Origin of the sequence: Luteimonas sp. RC10 (assembly GCF_014192745.1) — a bacterium.
Classification (GTDB): domain Bacteria; phylum Pseudomonadota; class Gammaproteobacteria; order Xanthomonadales; family Xanthomonadaceae; genus Luteimonas.
Genome location: NZ_JACHYJ010000006.1, coordinates 169,344 through 191,320, shown reverse-complemented (window position 1 = coordinate 191,320; position 21,977 = coordinate 169,344). Strand labels below are relative to the sequence as shown.

Sequence of the window (21,977 nt, the reverse complement as noted above, 5' to 3'; positions counted from 1 at the left end):
CGGCGTCCTGCCTCGCCGGTCGGGCAAGGTCTTGCGGGGCGCGCGTGCGTCCGCCCGGTCAGGCGGCGCGGGCGCAGGGGATCAGAAGCGGTAGTCGATCGACACGCCGATCGTGCGCGGCTGCAGCGGCACGCCGACCACCGCGACGTCCTGGTTGAACACGTCGCGCACGAGCCCGGTCGACACGTAGGCGCGCTCGTCGGTCAGGTTGCGGGCGTACAGCCGCGCGGTCCAGCGCAGGTTGGTCAGCTCGGCATGCAGGTCGATCGCCCGATAGCGCTCGATCTCGTAGCCGCCGTCGCCGACGCGGCTGCCGGTGAAGCGGAAGCCGCCGCCGACGCGCCCGTGCCATTGCGGGCCGACCTCGAAGTCGTAGTCCACGGTGCTCGACCAGCTCAGGCGCGGCGTCAGCGGCATGCGGCTGCCCGACTCCAGGCCGCTCTCCGGCGGCACCTCGCCCACTTCGGAATCGGTGTAGGCGGCATTGAACCCGACGGTCAGCCGATCGGTCGCGCGGACCATCGTCGCCAGTTCCAGGCCCTGGCTCTTCGCGCTGCCGGCGTTGCCCAGCCGCGAGATGCCGTTGACGGTCTCGCGCAGTTGGATGTCGTCCCAGTCGATCCGGAACGCGGCGACGTCGATCATCGCGCGCCGGTCCCAGAAGTGCGACTTGTAGCCCAGCTCGAAGTTGCCCAGCGTGTCGGAGCGTGTCATCGGCACCGAACCGGTCACCGAGACGTTCGGGCCGCCGGGCCGATAGCCGGTGGCGTAGCGCGCATAGAGCATCGAGCGGTCGTCGAGATGCCAGCGCGTGGCGAGCTTCCAGGTGAACACGTTCTCGTCGATGGAATCGACCAGGTCGAGGGTGCCGCCATACAGCGCGCCGGTGGTGTGCTGCTCGAAATCCTGTTCGTTGCGCGCATAGCGCAGGCCGGCCGACACGTCGAAGCGCGGGCTGAACTTGTAGGTCGCATCGGCGAACAGCGCCTGCTCGTCGTAGCGACCGGGCAGGGTGCCGGACGCGGCATTGAACGGCAGCGGATTGCCGCTGCTGTCGTAGGGGAGGACTGTCTGGCTGTTGCCGTGCTTCTCGCCGGTGAAGAAGGTGCCCACCAACCATTCGAAGCGATCGTCCGCCTTGGAGCTGAGCCGGAACTCCTGCGTCCACTTGCGGTTGCCCAGGTAGATGTCGAACTGCGCCTGGCCGGCCGGAATGGCGCCGCCGGTCAGCAGCGGCCAGGCGACGCCATAGACCAGTGTGGAATCCTGGGTCTCGTCCATGTGCGTCTCGGAGAAGCTGGTCGCCGACACGAAGTCCATGCTGCCCAGGTCCCAGTCGAGAATCGCCGAGTGGTAATTGGTCTCCATGCGGTAGGGCGTGGGCCGGAACAGGATGCCGTCGAGCTCGCCGCGCAACGGCTCGAGCGTCGTCGGGCTCAGGCCAACCTGGCCGGTGTTGTCCGCGTCGACCAACTGATGCAGCGTCTGCAGGCGCAGATTCACGTTGTCGGTGAGACGCCAGGTCAGCGCCACGCGCGAGGCGAGCTGGGTGTAGCCATTGCTGTCCTCGGCGTCGTCGCCGCTGAGGTCGGGCTGGTCGACGTAGCCGGGCGTCACCTGTCGCGAGAAGCTCGCACGCAGGCCGACGCGCCCTTCGACGATCGGCGCGTTCATCGCCGCGCGCAGGCCGATGCCCAGGTCGCCCGCCTCGTGGGTGCTGTTGACGTCCATGCCGGCGCGGAACTCGATCACATCCGGGTCGGCCGCCTTGGTGATGTACTTGAACAGCCCGCCCATCGCGCCGGCGCCGTACAGCGTGCCCTGCGGGCCGCGCAGCACTTCCACGCTCTGGATGTCGTAGGGCAGCAGGTCCAGCGCATAGGTCGTCGCCCGCTGCTTGTTGGTGCTGGGGCCGATCGGCGTGTCGTCGATGTAGGTGCCGATGATCGAGCCGCCGCCGAGCGGGGCCACGCCACGCAGGGCCATCGTGGTCTGCCCCGGAGCGCCGCCGCTGTCGACCTGGAAGCCGGGCACATAAGCCGCGAAGTCGGTGAGCCGGGTCGCACCGAAGGCCTCGAGGCGCTCCTCGCTGATCACGCTGACGCCCGAGGCCACCTCCATGACGTTCTCGCTACGCTTCTGTGCGGTGGCGACCACGCGATCGAGCTCCACCGCGTCGGGTGCCTGGCGGACGGCGTCGTTCTCCGCGGCCTGCGCGAACACCTGGGGGACCTGGCCGGCACAACACATGGCCAGCGTGGAGGCGAGAATCGAACGTTTCATCGTGCGCATGCCGGGCTCCGCAATGGGCGTGATCAGGTGGGAAGAACGATCGGCTTCCAGGTCTGGCCGAGCAGACGCCGGAAATTGCCGCCGAGGATCTGGCGGATGTGTCCGTCGCTGTAGCCGCGACGGATCAGGACCTCGACGAGGTCATAGGTCTTGCGAGGATGATCGAACCCGTCGGTATCGATCCGCTCGCGGAATGCGTAGCTGGCCTTGTAGCCGGCGCGCAGCGCGGCGCCCTGGTCGCCGGGCATGTCGTCGTAGCCGTGCAGGTCGGCATCCGAGCCGATACCGACATGGTCGATGCCCACCAGCTTCACGACATGGTCGATGTGGTCGACCATGTGTTCGATCGTCGTGGGTTCGCGGTCGCGCACGAACATGCGCACGCCGGTGATGCCCATGACCCCTCCCTTGGCGGCCAGCTTGCGGATCGCCTCGTCGGTCTTGACCCGCGGGTGGTCGTTGAGTGCGCGGCAGTTGGAATGGGTGATCGCGACCGGGCGCGGCGACAGCTCGATCGTGTCGAGTGTGGTGCGGTCGCCGCAGTGGGAGACGTCGATCAGCATGCCCGACGCGTTCATCGCTTCGATGATCTGCACGCCGAAATCGCTGACCCCACCGTCGACCCGGTCGGTCGCGCCCGAGCCGAGCAGGTTCTGGGCGTTGTAGGTGAGCTGGGCGCAGCGCATGCCCAGGCGATAGAACAGGGCGACATCGTCCGGGGTGCGGAAGTGTTCGGCGTTCTGCACACCGATCATCACCGCGACCTTGCCGTCGGCCTTGGCCCGGTCGAGGTCGTCCGCCTCGCCGACCAGAGTGAACACGTGGCTGTTGCGGCCGACGAAGCCGTTCCATGCAGCCATGTACTGGAGCGTGTCCTGGAACGCGTTGGGCCCGCCGAGACCGACCGCGTGATGGAGTGCGGTGATGCCGCTGGCGCGCATGTCGGCCGCATCCTGCTCGCTGATCCGGATGGCCGGGTACTCGGGGCGGAAGTCCAGCTTGATCACGCCGAGCATGTCGATGACCAGCGACTCGCGGACCAAGTCGATCGCGCGCGTGGAGTAGGCGGTCGTCGCACCGGGCACCACGGCATGGCGGCCGCGCGCGATGGCGGGGAACGCGATCGCGCCTGCGGCCAGGGCGGCCACGCCGCCGAGCAGGCGCCGGCGGGTCAGGGCAGGGGTCCGCGGTGCGGTGGACATGATGTTCCTTTCCGATAATCCCGTTACGGGAATATTTATCCTGATCGGAGAATTGTCAAGGAATATCAGGACGCATTGTCCTGAATTTGCGCTGCACTGCAGCATAAGCTGCTGGCGAGCGGCATCCGCGCTGCCGCCTTGAGGCGGAGTCCCCCGACTACCGTCACTGGGGGATTGTCGCGACGGAATCGACGTCGCGCAGACGCCCAGACTCAGTGCATCTGGGGATCGACCGCCGATCTGGCGAGCAGCGGACGTGCGCGCGGCTCCAGTCGCCACAGCAGCAGGGCGACGACGACACAGACGCCTGCCATCGCGGCGAAGAATCCATGCACGGATGTTCGCGACCACAGCGTGCCGGCCGCACCCGCCAGCAGGTTGCCGCCGAACGAGGCCAGGAACCATGCGGCGATGATGGTCGCGCCGAAGCCGACAGGGGCCAGGCGCGCGAACAGCCCCAACCCGACCGGCAGGATGAACAGTTCGCCGAAGGTGAACACCAGGAAGAACAGCGCGGCCCACAGCCAACCGACCTGGGCGGCCGGTGTGCCGCCGAGCACCGCGACGAGCGCGAAGGCGCCGCCGACCACGGCCGCGCCGATCGCCATCTTGCGCAACGCCGGCGGCTCGCGGCCCATCCGCGCCTGTCGGGTCCAGGCCCGGACCAGCCATGGCGTGATCAGGAACACCAGCAATGGGTTGAGCGAGAAGAACCAGGTCATCGGAATGGTGAAGTCCGCTGTGACCACCCGGTCGACGCCGGTGTCGAGCCAGATCGCGATGGTGTTGCCGATCTGCTCGTAGGCCAGCCGGAACACCACCACCAGCCCGGCGACCATCGCCATCAACTGCAGCACCGGGCGATAGGCCGGCTGCCACAGTGCCGACAGCGGCAGCGTCGTACCGACGGTGCGCGGCGGATCGGGCGGCAGGTGCCGGCGCCCGCCGATGTAGATCGCAAGGCCAAGCAGCATGCCGATGCCGGCAGCGGCGAAGCCCACGTGCCAGCCGTAGAGCTCGCCGAGCGTGCCGCAGACCAGCGGGGCGAGAAACGCCCCGAGGTTGATGCCGACGTAGTAGACATTGAACGCCGAGCCGCGACGCGGATCCTCGCGCCGATACAGGTCGCCGACCTGGCCGGGCAGGGTCGGCAGGAACAGACCATTGCCGAGCACGATCGCCAACAGCGCCGGATACAGCAGGGCATCGAACGCCATCAGGAAGTGGCCGAACGCCATGACCGCACCGCCCACGATCACCGCGCGGCGCTTGCCCAGCCAGCGGTCGGCCACCAGGCCACCGAACACCGGCGTCAGATACGCCAGCGCGGTGTACAGCCCGTAGACCAGCGAGGCCTGCTCCTGGGAGAACAGCAACTGCTTGATCATGTAGTAGACCAGCAGCGCCCGCATCCCGAAGTAGGAGAACTTCTCCCACATCTCGGTCAGGAACAGGATGGTCAGGCCTGGTGGTTGCCCGAACCAGGCCTGCGTGCGGTTGGCGCTCATGCCGGCGGTCGACTACAGCTGCACGCCAGTGGTCAGCAGCCCGTGGGTCCAGGCCACGAACGCCACGACCAGGCCGGCGCCGGCGACGATCCAGGCCCCGGCGCGCCGCAGGCGCGGCCAGCTCGCCGGCTTGCGGACTGCCACCCAGACCAGAACCAGCGCGCCGAGCACGGCCAGCCAGGACAACGCCTGCATCGCCAGCAGCGGGGCGTTGTTGAAGTCAGCGATTGCACCGGGGGCTCCCAGCGCCTGCGCGTACAGCACCCAGGCCACCACGCCGACGAGCAGTATCGTCACCGAGAGCGTCTGCAGCCAGCGCAGGCCGCGGCCTTCCACCGGCGCCGCGACGCCGTGGTAGCGGCGGACGAACACGCCCGAGATCCGTACGATCGCCGACAGCGTCAGTACCAACAGCGACACCAGCAGGGCGGGGAACAGCCAGGCGGGCGAGCGCCAGCCGGGGATGGGCTCGAACCCGAACACCGAGGCGAACGGTCCGGCGGAGAAGTAGACCGGACGTCCATCCTCGATCTTGACCTCCAGCAGGCCGCGGCCGTGCTCCTCCTGCCACAGCCAGGGCGAGACCTCGCGCCAGCGCAGCAGCTGGCCGTTGAGACCCTTCTGGCCATCGACCGTGATCGTGCCGTCATCCTGCGGATGCACACGGACCGGCGAGAACAGCGACAGCATGCGCAGATAGGTGCTGTCGGAGCGGCGGGTGCTCTGCCAGCGCACACCCGCCAGCGTTGCGGCGTGGTCGCGTGCGGTGTCGGCATCGACGCCCGGGCCGGCGGCCTGGATCGGGCGTTGCGGCAGGAACTCTTCGACCATGCGCTCCCAGACCTGTGCGCGCAGGGCCGAGCCGGCACCATCGCGACCGGCGCTGTTGGTGGAGACGAACAGGCCGATGTTGCGCTCGGGGATCAGGTACAGCCACGAGTAGAAGAACAGCGTGGTGCCGCCGTGCGAACGCGTGTCGTAACCGCCGGTGTCGGAGGTCATCCAACCCAGGGCCATGCGCGGCAGATGAGGCAGGATCGCCGGCTGCGGTGCGAACATCTGCGCCACCGTTTCCGGGCGCAGGATGCGCTGACCGTCGAGCTCGCCCTGGTTGAGCATCGCGAGCATGAAGCGCGCCATCGATCCGCCCGACGCATACAGGCCGCCGACGCCGGGCGTGGTGACCTTTTCGGCAGGATTGGACCCGCCCGACCCCAGGCGGTAACCGGCGGCGACATGCGGCAGCAGCGTCTCGGGGAGTGTCTGATGGAAGCTGGCGTACTGCATGCCCAGCGGACCGAGGATGTGCGCCTGGGCGTAGTCGTCGAAGGACTGGCCACTGACACGTTCGACGATGTAGGCGGCAACCCCGGTCGCGTAGTTCGAGTACGCCGGCTTGGTCCCCGGTGCGAAGATCTGGTCGGGCACCCATTCCTTGAGGTACTGCTCGCCGGTGGCCGGATGGTCGGGGCCCAGCACGATCAGGTAGCGCAGGCGCTCTTCCAGGCCGGAGGTGTGGGTCATCACCTGGCGCAAGGTGATCGGCTGACCCTTGGCCGGCACCGCGAAGTCCAGGTACGTGTTGATGTCGGTGTCGAGGTCGAGCTTGCCCTGCTCGACCAGTTGCATGACGGCCGTCCACACGAACAGCTTGGAGATCGACCCTGGGCGGAACAGGGTGGTCTCGGGGTCGACCGGCGCACGCTTGGCGACATCGGAGAAGCCGAAGCCGCGCTCGGTCACGATGCGGCCGTTCTCGACGACGGTCACCACCGCACCGGCGAGATCGCCTTGCGCCATCAGATAGGGCACCAGCCCGTCGAGGAACGTGTCCACGCGCGCGGCATCGAGGGTGCCGGCAGGTGCAGCGCCCGCATCGGCTGTGACCGGCACCGAGCCCGGGACGGGCACCTCCTGCGGCGCAGACGAGGGGACCTGCGCGTGCAGCGGCGCGAGCAGGCCCGCCGATGCGAGCAGCAGGCCGGACGCGAACGCCCGCCAGCGGCGCCCAGTGATTGGATACGTCTTCATGCCGGCACTCCCGTTCCCCAGATGCTGTCGTCGCAGTGAATCAGCCCATCGTCGTAATGCACGCCCGGCACGCGGTCGTCGCGCAGCACCAGCGGCCCATCGAGATCGACCACATCGCAGTGCTGGCCCACGATGAAGGCCGGCGCCATGGCCCAGCTGCTGCCCATCATGTTGCCGACCATGACCTGCATGCCCAGCGTGCGCGCCTTGTCGACCATGGCCAGGCCCTCGGTCAGCCCGCCGGACTTGTCGAGCTTGATGTTGATCACGTCGAACACATCGGCCAGCGCCTCGATCTCGGACGTGTCCTGCACGCTCTCGTCGGCGGCGAATGGCAACGGCCGGGCGAAGCCGTCGAGATCGCGTTCGCGACCGCGCCGCAGCGGCTGCTCGAGCAGGCTGACGCCGTTGTCCATCAGCACCGGGATCAGCGCATCGAGCACATCGACGGTATAGCCCTGGTTGGCGTCCACGCCGATCCACACGTCCGGGCGCACCTTGCGCACTGCGCGGACGCGTTCGATGTCCACATCGAGCTCGCCGCTGAGCTTGAGCTTGAGCGCCTTGGCCGGCGCGTAGCGCGCCACGGCGATCGACTGCATCGTCCCCGGATCGTCGGCGCCGAGGGTCCAGGTGGTCAGCAGCGGCCGGACCTGGGACAGCCCCGCCAGCGCCCACGCGGGCTTGCCGGCCCGCGCAGCCTCCAGATCCCAGAGCGCGCAATCGAGCGCATTGCGCGCGCCGCCGCGCGGCAGCAGGTGCTGAAGCGAGGCGCGGTCGATGCCGGCCTCGATCGCGCCACGCATGCCCTCGAGGGTTTCGAGCATCCGCTCCGGCGTATCGTCGAAGTAGTACACGCCGCTGGCCTCGCCGCGGCCGCGGTGGCCCGCCTCCTCCAGCTCGACGCGCAGCACCGGGGCATGCTCGAAGACATAGCCGCTGATCCGGAACGGGGCGAGCATTCGAAGCTTGTCGATCTGCAGTGTCAGTTTCACACGGGTCTCCAGCCGTCGCGGCGCGACGGATCAGTAATCAAGAGCGAAATCGGCCAGGCCCATCAGGACCAGGACATAGGCGAGCACGCAGGCCGACACCAGCAGCAGCGCGGCGCCGAACACCGCAAGCATCCCGCGCCGGCTGCGCACGGTCTGCTGCAGATGCCAGGCGGTCGACCCGATGCCGGCCACGATGGCGACCACCGTGGCGATGCCCAGTCCGATCACCACCGGGTCGAGGCGGGCGTCGAAGCGCGCGAAATCGGCCGCGCCCCAGCTCATCACCGCCAGCGCGGTCGCCGGGACCAGCAACAGCCACGCGCTGGCGAGGCGGCTCAGGCGGTAGGCGCGCAGCGCCGATGGCGTCCATGCCAGCGTTCGGCCGTAGCGGCGCCGGACGATTGCCGCGATCGGCCAGGACACCGCCGCAAGTCCGAGCACGATGACCGCAATGCTCAGCAGCGGCTTGAGCCAGACCGCCGAGCGGTAAGCCTCGACCCGCAGGAAGACGTTGAATGGCGCGGACGAATCGACCGCGAATCCGATCGGGCGTCCTTCCTCGATGAGGGCCGCCAGGCGCACTTCGCTCGTGCTGGCCTGCCACAGCCACGGCCCGATCGGATGGAATGTCGTCGGCTGCCCATTGATCTGCTTCATGCGCGCCAGCCGGAGGCCGCCGTCCTCGAGCGCTTCAAGCCGTGTCTGCGACAGGACGCCGACGCGCCCCAGACCGGTCTCGGTGCGCCGCGAGTCGCGATAGGCCGCTGCAGCCAGTTGGCGTGCCTGCGCCAGCGCCAGCTCGGCATCGAACGCGGGGGACGGGGTAGGGCGGGCATCCGGGAAATAGCGGTCGGCGAAGCGCTCGAGGATCTCGCGCCGGAGCGGGCCGGTAATGCCGTCCACACCTGCGCTATTGAACGAAACGAACAGCCCGACGTTGCGGTCCCGGAACAGCAGCAGTTGGGAATGGAAGGAGAACGTATCTCCGGCATGCGCCACGATGCGCTCGCCGTTGACATCGAGTTCGTAGAAGCCCAGCGCCATGGTCTGCAACGGCGGCGCGAACCGGGTCTGCGGCGTCAGCATCCGCGCACTGGTCGCGGCCTTGAGGATTGCAGTGTCTTGGCCGGCGGCCGCGGCCAGGTGGGCGATCATGAAGCGCCCCATGTCCGAGCCGCTCGCCGACATGCCGCCGGCCGGCGCAGATGGCGTGACCTCGAATGCGCGCGGCGGCCCCGATCCCCTGCCATAGCCCTGGGAGACCAGCGCCCGCAAGGCGGGAGGCAGCGGCTGCTCGAAGCTGGCGTGGCGCATCTGCAACGGCGCGAAAATGCGGCGTTCCACATACGTCGCGAAGGGCAGGCCCGACACGCGTTCGACGATGTAGCCTGCCAGGCTGGTGCCGTAGTTCGAGTACGCCGGCATGGTGCCGGGAGCAAAGATCCGATGAGGGACCCAGCGTGCCAGATAGGGGCCGAGGGCGAGTCCATCGGCCTGCGCGGCCGATTCGGAGGTCCACATCTGCTTGATGTTGGCTTCGAAGCCCGCGGTATGCGTCATCAGGTGGCGCAACGTGATCGGCGCGCCGCGCCCGGGTACGCTGAAATCGAGGTAGCCGTTGATGTCCGCGTCGAGATCGAGCTGACCGGCTTCCACCAGTTGCATCACCGCCGTCCAGGTCAACAGCTTGGACACCGACGCCACCCGGAACAGCGTCGTCTCCGGATCGACCGGTCGGCGCTGCGCGACGTCGGCCAAGCCATAGCCGCGGCTGACGAGGATCTCTCCGTCCTTGACCACCGTGATCACCGCACCGGCGATGTCGCCGCGCGCCAGTGCGCCGGGCATGAGCCCATCCAGCCACAGCCCGGCATCATCGGGCGTCAGGCTTGCGGCCGCGGCAGCGGGCTCGGCAGTGCTCGGCGATGCCTCGGCCGGCTGCGCAGCTGCCGGCAAGACCATGCACAACGCACACCCCAATGCGGCGAGCCACGGCCCTGGACGCATGCGACCTCCGATCGGCAGACCAGGCGGCACCCACGGCCGCCAGCGATATCTCAATCAGGCAACAATATGCCTGATCGGAAAATTGTCAACACTGTCTTCACGTCCACGTCCTGCTTGTCGTACGCCCGTCCGTCTGTCGCGGCAGGTCCTTCCTGCAGACGGAGTCGGTATCAGGGGGGCGCCGAATGCGCTCGCCATGATCCTGATCAGGATCATGTTCATCTGCGCGTAGTATCGTGCGCGTCACTTCATTGCAAAGGACAAGGCCTGTCGATGAGTCCGAAGAGCCCAACGCTCGGAACCCTGCTGCGCGGCTTGCGCACGCGCAGGGGCTGGACGCTCAGGGAGATGAGCGAACACACCGCCATCCCGCTGTCCACCCTGTCGAAGATCGAGCACGACCGACTGACCCTGACCTACGACAAGCTCCAGCACCTGGCGCAGCGCCTGAATATGCGTGTGTCGGAGCTGTTCGCCGAACCCGAGCCGGGCGCCGCGCCGCAGGCGGTGACCGCCCGCCGCAGTATCGGCACGCTGGACAAGGCGCTGCGGGTCAAGACCGACAACTACGACTATTTCTATCTGTGCACCGAGCTGCGGCGCAAACGCATGATCCCGATCGTGACCCGGGTCCGCGCCAAGACGACGGCGGAGTTCGGCGATCTGGTGCGCCATCCGGGCGAGGAATACATCCATGTGCTCGAAGGCCGGGTCCAGGTGCACAGCGAGTTCTACGATCCGGTGGTGCTGAGCGAGGGTGAGGGCATCTACATCGACAGCCAGATGGGACATGCCTACATCGTCGATACCGGCTGCGAGGAAGCGCTGCTGCTGGGCGTGTGCTCGAGCGCGGAGGAAGACCTGATGGAATCGCTGATCACCATGCACGAGCAGGAAGGCAGCGTCTGACCTCGACCCGCCCGGGTCTTCCCGTGCGACTGCGCGTGGACGGCCCGGCCCGTGGCCGTCGGACACGGGCCATAATGCCGGCATGCCGGAACTGCACGCCCCCGCTCTGATCGACGCCGCCACCGACGCCAGTGTGGACGCGGCTTGGATGCAGCATGCGCTGGCGCTTGCCGAGCGCGCGATGGTCGAGGACGACGAGATTCCGGTCGGGGCGCTGGTCGTCTCGCCGGCGGGCGAGGTGCTAGGCGAGGGCTGGAACCGCAATATCGCCGAGCACGATCCCAGCGCGCATGCGGAAGTCGTGGCGATGCGCCGCGCGGGCCAGGCCCTGGGCAACCACCGGCTGGTCGGCTGCACGCTGGTGGTCACGCTCGAACCCTGCGCGATGTGCGCGATGGCGATGATCCATGCGCGTATCGCCCGCGTGGTGTTCGGAGCGTTCGATCCCAAGACCGGCGCGGCGGGCAGTGTGTTCGACGTGCTGGGCGATCCACGGCACAACCACCGGGTCGCAGTGACCGGCGGGGTGCTGGCCGAGATCGCCGGGCCGATGCTGACGAACTACTTCCGACGCAAGCGCGGTCGTCCGCTGCGCTGACATCGGGCGAGTCGCCAGGACCGCTGCGATATCATGCGCGCCACGACAGCGATGGCGACCCGCCCATGAATGCCGACAGGCACAGCGATACCCGGTTGATCTGGATCGATCTGGAGATGACCGGCCTGGATACCGACCACGACCAGATCCTCGAAATCGCCACTGTGGTTACCGACGGCGATCTCAATGTGCTGGCCGAGGGGCCGGAGTTGGCGATCGTGCAGCCGCTCGAAGTGCTCGAGGCAATGGACGACTGGAACCGCAATCAGCACACGCGTTCGGGGCTGTGGGCGCGCTCGCTCGAGCAGGGTGTGGGCCTGGCCGAGGCGCAGGCACGCACGCTGGCGTTCCTGCAGCAGTGGGTCGAGCCGGGCCGCTCGCCGATGTGCGGCAATTCGATCTGCCAGGACCGGCGCTTCCTGCATCGCCAGATGCCGGCGCTGGAGAAGTTCTTCCATTACCGCAATCTGGACGTGAGCACGCTCAAGGAGCTGGCGCGACGCTGGGCGCCGCAGATCCTGTCGGGCTTCACCAAGCACTCGGCGCATACCGCGCTGAGCGATGTGCACGACTCGATCGACGAGCTCCGGCACTACCGGCGCCACATGGCGGCGCTGGCGCAGCCTTGAGCTCTGCTCGGCGATGAATGGCACGGCTCTAGCATTCGCCGCGCAAGCCGTTGCGGGAGGATTCGCTTGTTAAGGGGGGCAAGCCCACTCCGGATAAGCATCGGCCTGCCGCCCGGAAGCCGCTCTTCCCTCGGCAGGACATCCTGTCCTGACTCGGGCGCGCGCCATCCCTGGCGCGCTTGGCGCGGCCACCGACCGCCAGTCCGCTGCCGCGAACGTATGCAGCCCGACTTCGGTTAGGTGCGCAACCGCTCGCTGGAGAACCCTTTGTCTTCGGTCTCGTAGTGTCTTGCTGGACAGATTGCAATAGCAGGCCTCGATGCAAGGTCCACTTGTGTGTAGCACGCCAGTCGGCGTGCTTCGCCAGCAGATGAGGATACAAATCGAACCGGCACACCCGCGTCGGGAGAGGTGTGCCAAGAGCAAGCGCGCTCTGCCTGTGCAGCGTGGCCTGCAAGCGACATCGCTCACCTATGGTCAGTATCGTGACTCTCTACAGACGCAATGAGTTGAGTCTGACGGAGCCGAGTGCCTGCCATCTTTCCAGTGGCGATGCACAGCATCTATCCGAAGGCAGGATGCAAGAGTTCTCGGCAGCGGACTGGCGGGCGGTGACCGCGTCGAGCGCACCACGGATGGTGCGCGCCCGAGTCAGGGCAGGGTGAGCATGGATGGCGTGCGCGGCATGCCGCGCATCCATGCGAACGCCACGCGTGCTTCGCGTGGCCGGACCGCGAAGCGGGCCTGCCGAGGGAAAAGCGGCGACCGCCCGGCAGGCCGATGCCCATCCGAAGTGAGCGCCTTTCTCGCGCGGAAGCCACAAAAAAGCCCGGGAACATCCCGGGCTTTTCGTAGAGCAGGGCAATCAGCCCGCGCGTGCCTTGGACTTGGCCAGCTTCAGCCAGGTATCGACGACAGTGTCGGGGTTGAGCGACACCGACTCGATGCCTTCTTCCATCAGCCACTGCGCCAGATCCGGATGGTCCGACGGCCCCTGGCCGCAGATGCCGACGTACTTGCCCTTTGCCCGCGCCGTCTTGATCGCCATCGACAGCAGCTTCTTGACCGCCGGATCGCGCTCGTCGAAAAGATGCGCGACGATCGACGAATCGCGGTCCAGACCCAGCGTGAGCTGGGTCAGGTCGTTGGAGCCGATCGAGAAACCGTCGAAGATCTCGAGGAATTCCTCCGCCAGCAACGCGTTGGACGGCACCTCGCACATCATGATGATCTTCAGGCCGTTCTCGCCCTGCTTCAGCCCGTTCTTCTCCAGCACCTCGACGACCTTGCGGCCTTCGTCGAGCGTGCGCACGAACGGGATCATCACCCACAGGTTCTCCAGGCCCATGGTGTTGCGGACCTTGAGCACCGCGCGGCACTCGAGCGCGAACGCCTCGGCGAACGAATCATCGACATAGCGGCTGGCGCCGCGGAAGCCGATCATCGGGTTCTCTTCGTGCGGCTCGAAATTGCTGCCGCCGATCAGGTTCGCGTACTCGTTGGACTTGAAGTCCGACAGACGCACGATCACCGGATTGGGCGCGACCGAGGCGGTCAGCGTCGCGATGCCTTCGGCCAGGCGATCGACGTAGAAGTCGACCGGGCTGCGGTAGCCGACGGTCTTGGCGTCGATCTTCTTCTTCGTCTCCGCATCCTGCCGGTCGTACTGCAGCAGGGCGTTGGGATGCACGCCGATGTGCGCGGCAATGATCATTTCCAGCCGCGCCAGGCCGATGCCGGCGTTGGGCAACTGGCCGAAATCGAACGCGCGCTCGGGGTTGGCGACGTTCATCATGATCTTCAGCGGCGCCTCGGGCATCGAGGTCAGATCGGTCGTGATGCGGTCGAACGGCAGCTTGCCGGCGTAGATGTAGCCGGTGTCGCCCTCCGCACAGCTGACCGTGACCTCCTGGCCGTCCTCGATCGTCTCCAGCGCGTTGCCGGTGCCCACCACTGCCGGCACCCCGAGCTCACGGGCGATGATCGCCGCATGGCAGGTGCGGCCGCCGCGGTTGGTGACGATCGCCGACGCACGCTTCATCACCGGCTCCCAGTCGGGATCGGTCATGTCGGCGACGAGCACGTCGCCAGGGCGGACCCGATCCATGTCTTCGAGCCGGCGCACCACGCGTGCGACACCCGCGCCGATCTTCTGGCCGATCGCGCGGCCTTCGCAGACCACCTCGCCGCGCTGCTCCAGCGAGAAGCGCTCGATCTGGGTGTTCTTGGCGCGCGACTTCACCGTCTCCGGGCGCGCCTGGACGATGAACAGCTTGCCGCTGACGCCGTCCTTCGCCCATTCGATGTCCATCGGGCGCTCGTAGTGCTCCTCGATGATCAGCGCCTGGCGCGCGAGCTCCTGCACGTCCTCGTCGGTGAGCGAGAACGTGTTGCGCAGCTCGGCGGGGGTGTCCTCGGTGCGCACGCGCTCGCCGGGCACGTCGGAATAGACCATCCGCAGCTGCTTGGCACCGATCGAGCGGCGCAGGATCGCCGGTTTGCCGGCCCTGAGTGTGGGCTTGTAGACGTAGAACTCGTCGGGATTGACCGCGCCCTGGACGACCATCTCGCCCAGACCGAAGCTCGAGGTCACGAACACCACATCGCGGAAGCCCGACTCGGTGTCGAGCGTGAACAGCACGCCCGAGGCGCCGATGTCCGAGCGCACCATCAGCTGCACGCCGGCCGACAGGAACACGTCCTCGTGCTTGAAGCCGTGGTGGACGCGGTAGGCGATCGCACGGTCGTTGTAGAGGCTGGCGAAGACCTCCTTGACCTTGTGCAGCACGTCCTCGACGCCGGTGACGTTGAGGAAGGTCTCCTGCTGCCCTGCGAACGAGGCGTCGGGCAGGTCTTCGGCGGTCGCCGAGGAACGCACCGCGACCGCGATGTCGCCGCCGCCATTCTCGGCGCACAGCGCCGCGTAGGCCTTGCGGATGTCGGCGTCGAGCTCAGGCTGCAGCGGGGCCTCGGTCACCCAACTGCGGATCTCGCGGCCGGCGGCGGTCAGGGCGCCGACGTCCTCGACATCGAGCGGCGCGAGCCGGTCGAAGATGCGCTGATGCAGATCGTTGTGGGCGATGAAGGCCTTGAACGCGTCGGCCGTGGTGGCGAAGCCTCCGGGCACCGAGACGCCCAGCTTGGCCAGATTGCCGATCATCTCGCCGAGGGAGGAGTTCTTGCCGCCGACCTGGGCCAGGTCGGTAAGGCGAAGGTCGTGCAGCCACAGGATGTTGGCGCTCAAGAGGAAGGCTCCGTGTCGCGTGATCGTGGACGGCCGGACCGGCGGGTCCGGCGCAGAACAGTTATTTTAGCCCTCCCGGGCGCCGCGGCGCTCGCCGATGCGACGGTCCCGTCATGCCGACCCCTCGTCCTGTGTTCTATGTCTCAGATGGCACCGGTATCACCGCCGAGACCATCGGCCACAGCCTGCTGACCCAGTTCAGCGGCACGCAGTTCAGCACCAACCGGATCCCGTTCGTCGACAACCCCGAGCGCGCGCATGAGGTCGCGACGCTCATCCGCGCCCGCGGTGAGGCCATGGGCGCACGCCCGATCGTCGTCAGTTCCTGTGTCGACCCCGCTCTGGCGACGATCCTGGAGGAGAGCGGGGCGCTGGTGCTCGATGTCTTCGCGCCGTTCATCGAACCGTTGGAACGCGAGCTGGTCGAGGCGCGCGAATCGCGCGTCGGACGCGCGCACGGCATGGTCGATTTCGACACCTACCACCGCCGCATCAACGCGATGAACTTCGCACTCGCGCACGATGACGGCATGTCGGTCAACTACGACGAGGCCGACGTGATCCTGGTGGCGGTGTCGCGCGCCGGCAAGACGCCGACCTGCATCTACCTGGCGCTGCACCACGGCGTGCGCGCGGCGAACTATCCGCTCACCGACGAGGACCTCGAGCACGACCGGCTGCCGCCGCGGCTGCGCGCGCACCGGGCCAAGCTGTTCGGCCTGACGATCGATCCGGTGCGCTTGGCCCAGATCCGCCAGGAGCGGCGCCCGAACTCGCGCTACGCCAAGCTCGAGACCTGCCGGCACGAGGTCAGTGCGGCCGAGTCGCTGTTCCGCGCCGAGCGCATCCCGGTGCTGAGCACGACCAACACCTCGATCGAGGAGATCTCCAGCAAGGTCATGTCGACGCTGGGCATCGAGCGGGTGATGTACTGACGCGACGTGGGCGTGCGCCGGGGGCTGCCGGGCGGTTCACTCCGCGGCGTGTAGGATCGCGTCATGCCCAATGTCGATTCCAAGCGCGTCCGGATGCCCGCACTGGGCCGCTTCGGCTGGCTGATGGCGCTGTATGCCGAGAACCACGTCCGGCTCACCCGGCTGTTCCATCCTGGCGACCTGCCGCCCGGCACCTACCTGTCGCAGGCGCCGGGCACGCCGACGGTCCAGCTCGAGGTGATCGCGCAGCATCGCTACACCACCGAACTGCGGCTGAGCTACACCATGCTCGATCCGCTGACCGGCGAACCGGACCCGTCCGCGCACCTGCGGCTGTATCGCGATGCCGGCCAGGTCGAGGCAACGCACTGCTACGTCGGCCGGCGCTGGCAGGACGTCATCGGCATGTTTCCACCACCGGCCGAAGTGGTCGACCACCGCTTGCGCATGAACACGTTTCTGGGCAAGTGGCTCCAATATCTGGTCGAGCAGGGACATGGGGTTGCAACTTTGCGTCCGAATCTGGATGATGCGCGCCTCGCTCGCAACGAAGCCGAATTGCTCGGCTGAAGGCCCCCTCCCGGAAGGCCACAAGTTGCGAACGAAGTGGAAGCGAAAACTTGTTGACGTTGCCGCACGGCATCCCTACAATTTCGCGCTTCCCACTGTGGGGCCATAGCTCAGCTGGGAGAGCGCCTGCATGGCATGCAGGAGGTCGGCGGTTCGATCCCGCCTGGCTCCACCACAATCTCGTCGACAACCACAAGGCCGGTTCTCGACACGATGCAGGCTTCTGCGTCCCCATCGTCTAGAGGCCTAGGACACCACCCTTTCACGGTGGACACCGGGGTTCGAATCCCCGTGGGGACGCCACTCAACTCAACGCGCTGCGAACGGGCGACTTCGACAAGAAGTCGCCCGTTTTTTTTTGCCGTCGCGCGCGGCACACTGCCGTCATGACTTGTCGACGCCACAGGAGTAGCGTTTCGCAAGGCGCCTAGGGGGAGGACGGACGTGAGAAAGCTGCACGAGGCCGACCGGATCGCGCTGATCCGAAGCCTGGATCTGCTGTCGCTGGCAGGGCATCCTGAATTGGACAGAATCGTGGCCCTGGCCGCGTTCGCATTCCGGGTCAAGACGGTCCTCATCTCCCTGGTCGACGAGGTGGACCAGCATTTCTTGTCCTGCGTGGGCACCGAGCTGCGCGGGACCAGCCGCGAGATCTCGGTCTGCACGCATGCGATCGAGCAGGACGACATCTACGAGGTGCCCGACCTCACCGCAGATCCGCTGTTCTCGCGCAACCCACTGGTCATGCAGGCGCCGCGCATGCGCTTCTACGCCGGTGCGCCGCTGGTGCTCGGCGACGGCTACAAGGTCGGCACGATCTGCCTGATCGACTACGCCCCACGGCGGCTGGACGAGGCGGAGCGCGAGCAACTGCGCTCGTTCGCGAACCTGGTCGTCGGGCAGATCTCGCTACTGCGATCGATGGGGCGGCGCGACCCGGTCACCGGCCTGGCGAACCGCCAGCAGTTGGCGTGGGATCTGCGCGAGGCCCTGCGGCAGTCGCCCCCCGCAGTCCCCGTGCCGTCGCATCTGTGCATCATCGACGTGCTCGATGTGACGAGCGCCCATCGGCTGACCCAGGCACTGGGCGTGGCGCCGGTCGAATCGATCGTGCGACAGCTGGGCTTTCGCCTGACCGATGCCCTGGGTGAGACCGCGCGGGTCTACCACGTTGGCGTGACCCGATTCGCCTTCGTGCTGGCGGGCCGGTCGCGCGACGAGGTCGCGGCGATCCTCGCCGACTTGCGCGAGCGACTCAGCGCGCCGGTGGTCAGCAGCGGGCTGACCCTGCAGACGGTGTTCCATGCCGGGGTGGCGGGATTCTCGACCCACGATTCGGCCGACGTGCTGCGCCGGGCGGTGACCGCGATGCACGCGGCGCTGGAAAGCGGCGCGCCCTGGTGCGAGTACGACCGCGACCGCGACGCACGGCTGCAGCGGCATTACCGCCTGGCAACCCAGGTCGAGCGTGCCTTGGACACCCGCGAGTTTTCGCTGGTGTATCAGCCGCGCCTGAGCCTGTCGACCGGGCGCCTGGGCTCGGTCGAGGCGCTGCTGCGCTGGCGGCATCCCGAGTACGGCGACATCGCCCCGGACGAGTTCATCCCGGTCATCGAAGGCACGACACTGATGCCGTTGGTCACGCGCTGGGTGCTGCGCCAGGCCCTGCACCAGTTGCTGGCCTGGGAAGAGCAGGGCGTGGTGCTCGATATCTCGGTCAACCTGTCCAGCGCGGATTTCCGCGACGGTCGGTTGCCGGCATACATCGCCGATCTGGCGCGCGAGCTTGGCATCGAACCCGCGCGCCTGGAGCTGGAGGTGACTGAGGGCGAATGGCTGCGCGACAAAGGGAGCGTGGCCGCCCAGCTCGGTGCGCTGCAGGCGCAGGGGTTCAACGTCGCGATCGACGATTTCGGCGCCGGCTACAGCAACTTCTCCTATCTCAACGAATTGCCGGCCACGACGATCAAGATCGATCGCGGCCTGCTGGTCGGGATCGAAACCAGCGAACGTCGTGCACGGCTGATCAGGACCGTGCTCAAGCTGTCAGTCGAGCTGGGCTATCGCACGGTCGCCGAAGGCGTGGAAACGGCCGGCCAGCTGGCGATGCTGTGCGAGTGGCAGTGCGACGAAGCGCAGGGGTATCACGTCTCCCGGCCGCTGGCGCCGGAGGCGTTGATCGCGCTCATCCGGCAACACGACAGCGCCGCCTCCGGGTCTCCGCTGACCGGCGCGGAGACCGGGCACCTCGCCACCGTCGGTCAAGCCGGCTCGCTATAATCGGCCGCGATGCCCCGGGTCTCCGCCACTGCCGTTCGCATCCTGCTGCTCGCACTGCTCCTGATCGAATCGATGGGCGCGGTCTTCGCCGCGCCTGCAATGAACGGTGCGGCCTCGATGCATGACGCTGCTCATGCGAGTGACGCCGATGCGCAGCCTTGCCATGGCACAACCGACCAAGCCCCCTCGGAACAGGGCGGGGTGCCCGCGCCGCACGCCTGCGACGACGAGGGCGGCTGCCTCTGCCTGCACAGCTGCAGTGCGGTCCTGATACCGCGCCAGCGGCCGCTGACCTTGGTGCCAACGCCGGCACGTCACCCTGCGGACGTGGCCCAGGCACGCGGCGATCCTGCCACCGTCCAGCCGATCCGCCCACCCATCACCATCGCCTGATCCACACCGTTCGCCCGTCCCGATGTGGGGCAGGGCGCAGGGCCCGTGCAACCGGGCCATCCTACGGATGGAGTGACGATGACTTCCGATGTTTCCTTTGGCCGCCGCGGCTTCGACCCCGCGCGCCGCCGTTTCGTTCAGGGCCTGGCGCTCGGCGGCCTGGCCGCCGGCCTCGGCAGTTGGCCGCGCCCGTCCTGGGCACTGCAATCCCCGCACAGCCGGATCCTGGCCGGCACCGACTTCGACCTGGTGGTCGGCGAGACCCTGGTCAACTTCACCGGCCGCACCCGGCCAGCCGCCACCATCAACGGCAGCCTGCCGGCGCCGATCCTGCGCTGGCGCGAGGGCTCGACGGTCACGCTGCGCGTGCGCAATGCGCTACCTGCGGACTCGATCTTCGGCGACATGACCTCCGTGCATTGGCACGGCATCCTGTTGCCGGCGAACATGGACGGCGTGCCCGGCATGAGCTTCGATGGCATCCATCGCGGCGAGACGTTCCAGTACCGCTTCGACGTGCGCCAGGGCGGCACCTACTGGTACCACAGCCATTCCGGGTTCCAGGAACAGGCCGGCATGTACGGCGCGCTGATCATCGACCCGATCGAGCCTGAGCCGTTCGCCTTTGACCGCGACTACGTCGTGCTGCTGACTGACTGGACCGACCTCGACCCGCACGCGCTGTTCGCGCGGCTCAAGCAGATGGCCGAACACGACAACTGGTACAAGCGCACCGCTGGCGACTTCGCCCGCGATGTGCGCCGCGACGGCTGGCGCGCCACGCTCGCCGACCGCCGCGCCTGGGGGCAGATGCGGATGACGCCGACCGACATCTCCGACGTCAACGCGCATACCTATACCTATCTGATGAACGGCACGACGTCGCCAGGCAACTGGACGGCGCTGTTCCGCAGCGGCGAGAAGATCCGCCTGCGCTTCATCAACGGCTCGGCGATGACCTACTTCGACGTCCGCATCCCGGGCCTGAAGATGACCGTCGTCGCGGCCGATGGCCAGTACGTGCACCCGGTGACGGTCGACGAGTTCCGCATTGCCGTGGCCGAGACCTTCGACGTGATCGTCGAACCCTCCGGCCAGGATGCCTACACGATCTTCGCCCAGGACATGGGCCGGACCGGCTTCGTCAGCGGCACGCTCGCCGTGCGCGAAGGCCTGCGCGCCCCGATTCCCATGGTCGACCCGCGCCCGATCCTGACCATGGCCGACATGGGCCACGGCGGCATGCACGGCATGGACAATGGGGCCGGGCCGGGCATGGGGCAGGGCGGACATACGGCGGCGATGCGCGGCGGCGGCCACGACCACGCCGCGATGGACCATGCCGACATGGGACATGGCACCACGCCGATGCAGGCGCATCCTGACAGCGAGCACGGCAACCCGCTCGTCGACATGCAGACCATGACCCCGGCGCCGAAGCTCGACGACCCCGGCATCGGCCTGCGCGACAACGGCCGCACGGTCCTGACCTACGAGGCGATGCGCAGCCTGTTCGACGATCCCGATGGCCGCGCGCCATCGCGCGACGTCGAGCTGCACCTGACCGGCCACATGGAGAAGTTCGCCTGGTCGTTCGACGGCATCAAGTTCAGCGACGCCGCCCCCTTGCGGCTCAACTACGGCGAACGTCTGCGCATCGTGCTGGTCAACGACACGATGATGACCCATCCCATCCATCTGCACGGCATGTGGAGCGACCTCGAGGACGACGACGGCCGCTTCCAATTGCGCAAGCACACCGTCGACATGCCGCCCGGGACGCGTCGCAGCTTCCGCGTCCGCGCCGACGCACTCGGGCGCTGGGCGTTCCACTGCCACCTGCTGTACCACATGGAAGCGGGCATGTTCCGCGAAGTGCAGGTGGTCGAATGAGCGCCGCCACATCGCATCGCAAGTGCAGCCCCGCGTTGCTCGCTGCTGCGCTGCTCGTCGCCGCGGGCGGCGCGCAGGCGCAGACCCATGCGCATGGTCATGGGCATGTCGAGGTATCGCCTCAAGCGCCCCCGGCAGCCGCGTCGCATGGATCGCCCGGGCATCACCACCAACCGACTACCGAGCCCAGGCACGCGGCTGAGGGCAACGCGCATCGAGCGCCCGTGCGAGAGATAAGCCCGCAGACGACGGCGGACCAGGCAGAACATTCCGAGCCAACGGCGCAGCAGACACCTGCCCAGGTTCTGCCGCGGTCGCATGGGGCGGTGCCTGCGAACACGCACCATCCAGCGCAGACCCACTCGGAGATGAATCACTCGGAGATGAATCACTCGGAGATGGATCACTCGGAGATGGATCACTCGGAGATGGATCACTCGGAGATGGATCACTCGGGGATGGATCACTCGGGGATGAATCACTCGGGGATC

Annotated in this window: 15 protein-coding genes and 2 tRNA genes; 10 read left to right on the top strand and 7 right to left on the bottom strand. The window is 67.6% G+C overall.

The window, feature by feature from the left end; genetic code table 11:
- Positions 1-81: 81 nt before the first annotated feature.
- The 6 genes from FHW73_RS12130 to FHW73_RS12105 form a co-directional block, all read right to left on the bottom strand.
- Entirely contained in the window at positions 82-2,283 is a 2,202-nt protein-coding gene (locus FHW73_RS12130; protein ID WP_183426975.1) for a TonB-dependent receptor, read from the bottom strand.
- A 32-nt stretch (positions 2,284-2,315) separates the two neighbouring features.
- The gene (locus FHW73_RS12125; protein ID WP_183426974.1) at positions 2,316-3,494 is read right to left on the bottom strand and encodes a membrane dipeptidase; all 1,179 of its coding nucleotides are present in this window, start codon (positions 3,492-3,494) and stop codon (positions 2,316-2,318) included.
- 212 nt (positions 3,495-3,706) lie between these two features.
- Positions 3,707-5,002 carry a peptide MFS transporter gene (locus FHW73_RS12120; protein ID WP_183426973.1) on the bottom strand — a complete coding sequence of 432 codons (1,296 nt, stop codon included), beginning with the start codon at positions 5,000-5,002 and terminating at the stop codon, positions 3,707-3,709.
- Positions 5,003-5,014: 12 nt separating this feature from the next.
- The gene (locus FHW73_RS12115; RefSeq protein WP_183426972.1) at positions 5,015-7,033 is read right to left on the bottom strand and encodes a serine hydrolase domain-containing protein; all 2,019 of its coding nucleotides are present in this window, start codon (positions 7,031-7,033) and stop codon (positions 5,015-5,017) included.
- Positions 7,030-8,028 carry a dipeptide epimerase gene (locus FHW73_RS12110; RefSeq protein ID WP_345776181.1) on the bottom strand — a complete coding sequence of 333 codons (999 nt, stop codon included), beginning with the start codon at positions 8,026-8,028 and terminating at the stop codon, positions 7,030-7,032. Before FHW73_RS12110 ends, FHW73_RS12115 begins: the two co-directional genes overlap by 4 nt.
- Positions 8,029-8,058: 30 nt before the next feature.
- Positions 8,059-10,035, bottom strand: coding sequence for a serine hydrolase domain-containing protein (locus FHW73_RS12105; RefSeq protein WP_183426971.1), 1,977 nt, complete (start codon positions 10,033-10,035; stop codon positions 8,059-8,061).
- A 273-nt stretch (positions 10,036-10,308) separates the two neighbouring features.
- Here FHW73_RS12105 and FHW73_RS12100 point away from each other — a divergent pair, with 273 nt between their 5' ends.
- The 3 genes from FHW73_RS12100 to orn all read left to right on the top strand — a co-directional run bounded on the left by FHW73_RS12100 (position 10,309) and on the right by orn (position 12,171).
- Positions 10,309-10,944 carry an XRE family transcriptional regulator gene (locus FHW73_RS12100; RefSeq protein ID WP_183426970.1) on the top strand — a complete coding sequence of 212 codons (636 nt, stop codon included), beginning with the start codon at positions 10,309-10,311 and terminating at the stop codon, positions 10,942-10,944.
- A gap of 82 nt (positions 10,945-11,026) precedes the next feature.
- Positions 11,027-11,542, top strand: a complete 516-nt coding sequence (gene tadA, locus FHW73_RS12095) for a tRNA adenosine(34) deaminase TadA (RefSeq protein ID WP_183426969.1) — start codon at positions 11,027-11,029, stop codon at positions 11,540-11,542.
- Between the two features lie 65 nt (positions 11,543-11,607).
- Complete coding sequence (gene orn, locus FHW73_RS12090; RefSeq protein ID WP_183426968.1) at positions 11,608-12,171, top strand: oligoribonuclease; 564 nt, start codon at positions 11,608-11,610, stop codon at positions 12,169-12,171.
- Positions 12,172-13,036: 865 nt separating this feature from the next.
- On the opposite strand, the gene ppsA is transcribed toward orn, so the two are convergent.
- Positions 13,037-15,415 carry a phosphoenolpyruvate synthase gene (ppsA, locus tag FHW73_RS12085; RefSeq protein ID WP_183426967.1) on the bottom strand — a complete coding sequence of 793 codons (2,379 nt, stop codon included), beginning with the start codon at positions 15,413-15,415 and terminating at the stop codon, positions 13,037-13,039.
- Between the two features lie 113 nt (positions 15,416-15,528).
- Between ppsA and FHW73_RS12080 the strand changes: the two genes are divergently transcribed.
- The 7 genes from FHW73_RS12080 (at position 15,529) to FHW73_RS12050 (ending at position 21,486) form a co-directional block, all read left to right on the top strand.
- Positions 15,529-16,350: a pyruvate, water dikinase regulatory protein gene (locus FHW73_RS12080; protein ID WP_183426966.1), complete on the top strand. Its 822-nt coding sequence runs from the start codon at positions 15,529-15,531 to the stop codon at positions 16,348-16,350.
- A 63-nt stretch (positions 16,351-16,413) separates the two neighbouring features.
- Entirely contained in the window at positions 16,414-16,920 is a 507-nt protein-coding gene (locus FHW73_RS12075) for a DUF1249 domain-containing protein (RefSeq protein WP_183426965.1), read from the top strand.
- Between the two features lie 99 nt (positions 16,921-17,019).
- Positions 17,020-17,095, top strand: a tRNA-Ala gene (locus FHW73_RS12070).
- Positions 17,096-17,147: 52 nt separating this feature from the next.
- Positions 17,148-17,223, top strand: a tRNA-Glu gene (locus FHW73_RS12065).
- A 141-nt stretch (positions 17,224-17,364) separates the two neighbouring features.
- Positions 17,365-19,200: a GGDEF and EAL domain-containing protein gene (locus FHW73_RS12060; protein WP_183426964.1), complete on the top strand. Its 1,836-nt coding sequence runs from the start codon at positions 17,365-17,367 to the stop codon at positions 19,198-19,200.
- A gap of 9 nt (positions 19,201-19,209) precedes the next feature.
- The gene (locus FHW73_RS12055) at positions 19,210-19,593 is read left to right on the top strand and encodes a CopL family metal-binding regulatory protein (RefSeq protein ID WP_183426963.1); all 384 of its coding nucleotides are present in this window, start codon (positions 19,210-19,212) and stop codon (positions 19,591-19,593) included.
- Between the two features lie 78 nt (positions 19,594-19,671).
- Positions 19,672-21,486, top strand: a complete 1,815-nt coding sequence (locus FHW73_RS12050) for a copper resistance system multicopper oxidase (RefSeq protein ID WP_183426962.1) — start codon at positions 19,672-19,674, stop codon at positions 21,484-21,486.
- Positions 21,487-21,977 lie beyond the last annotated feature (491 nt).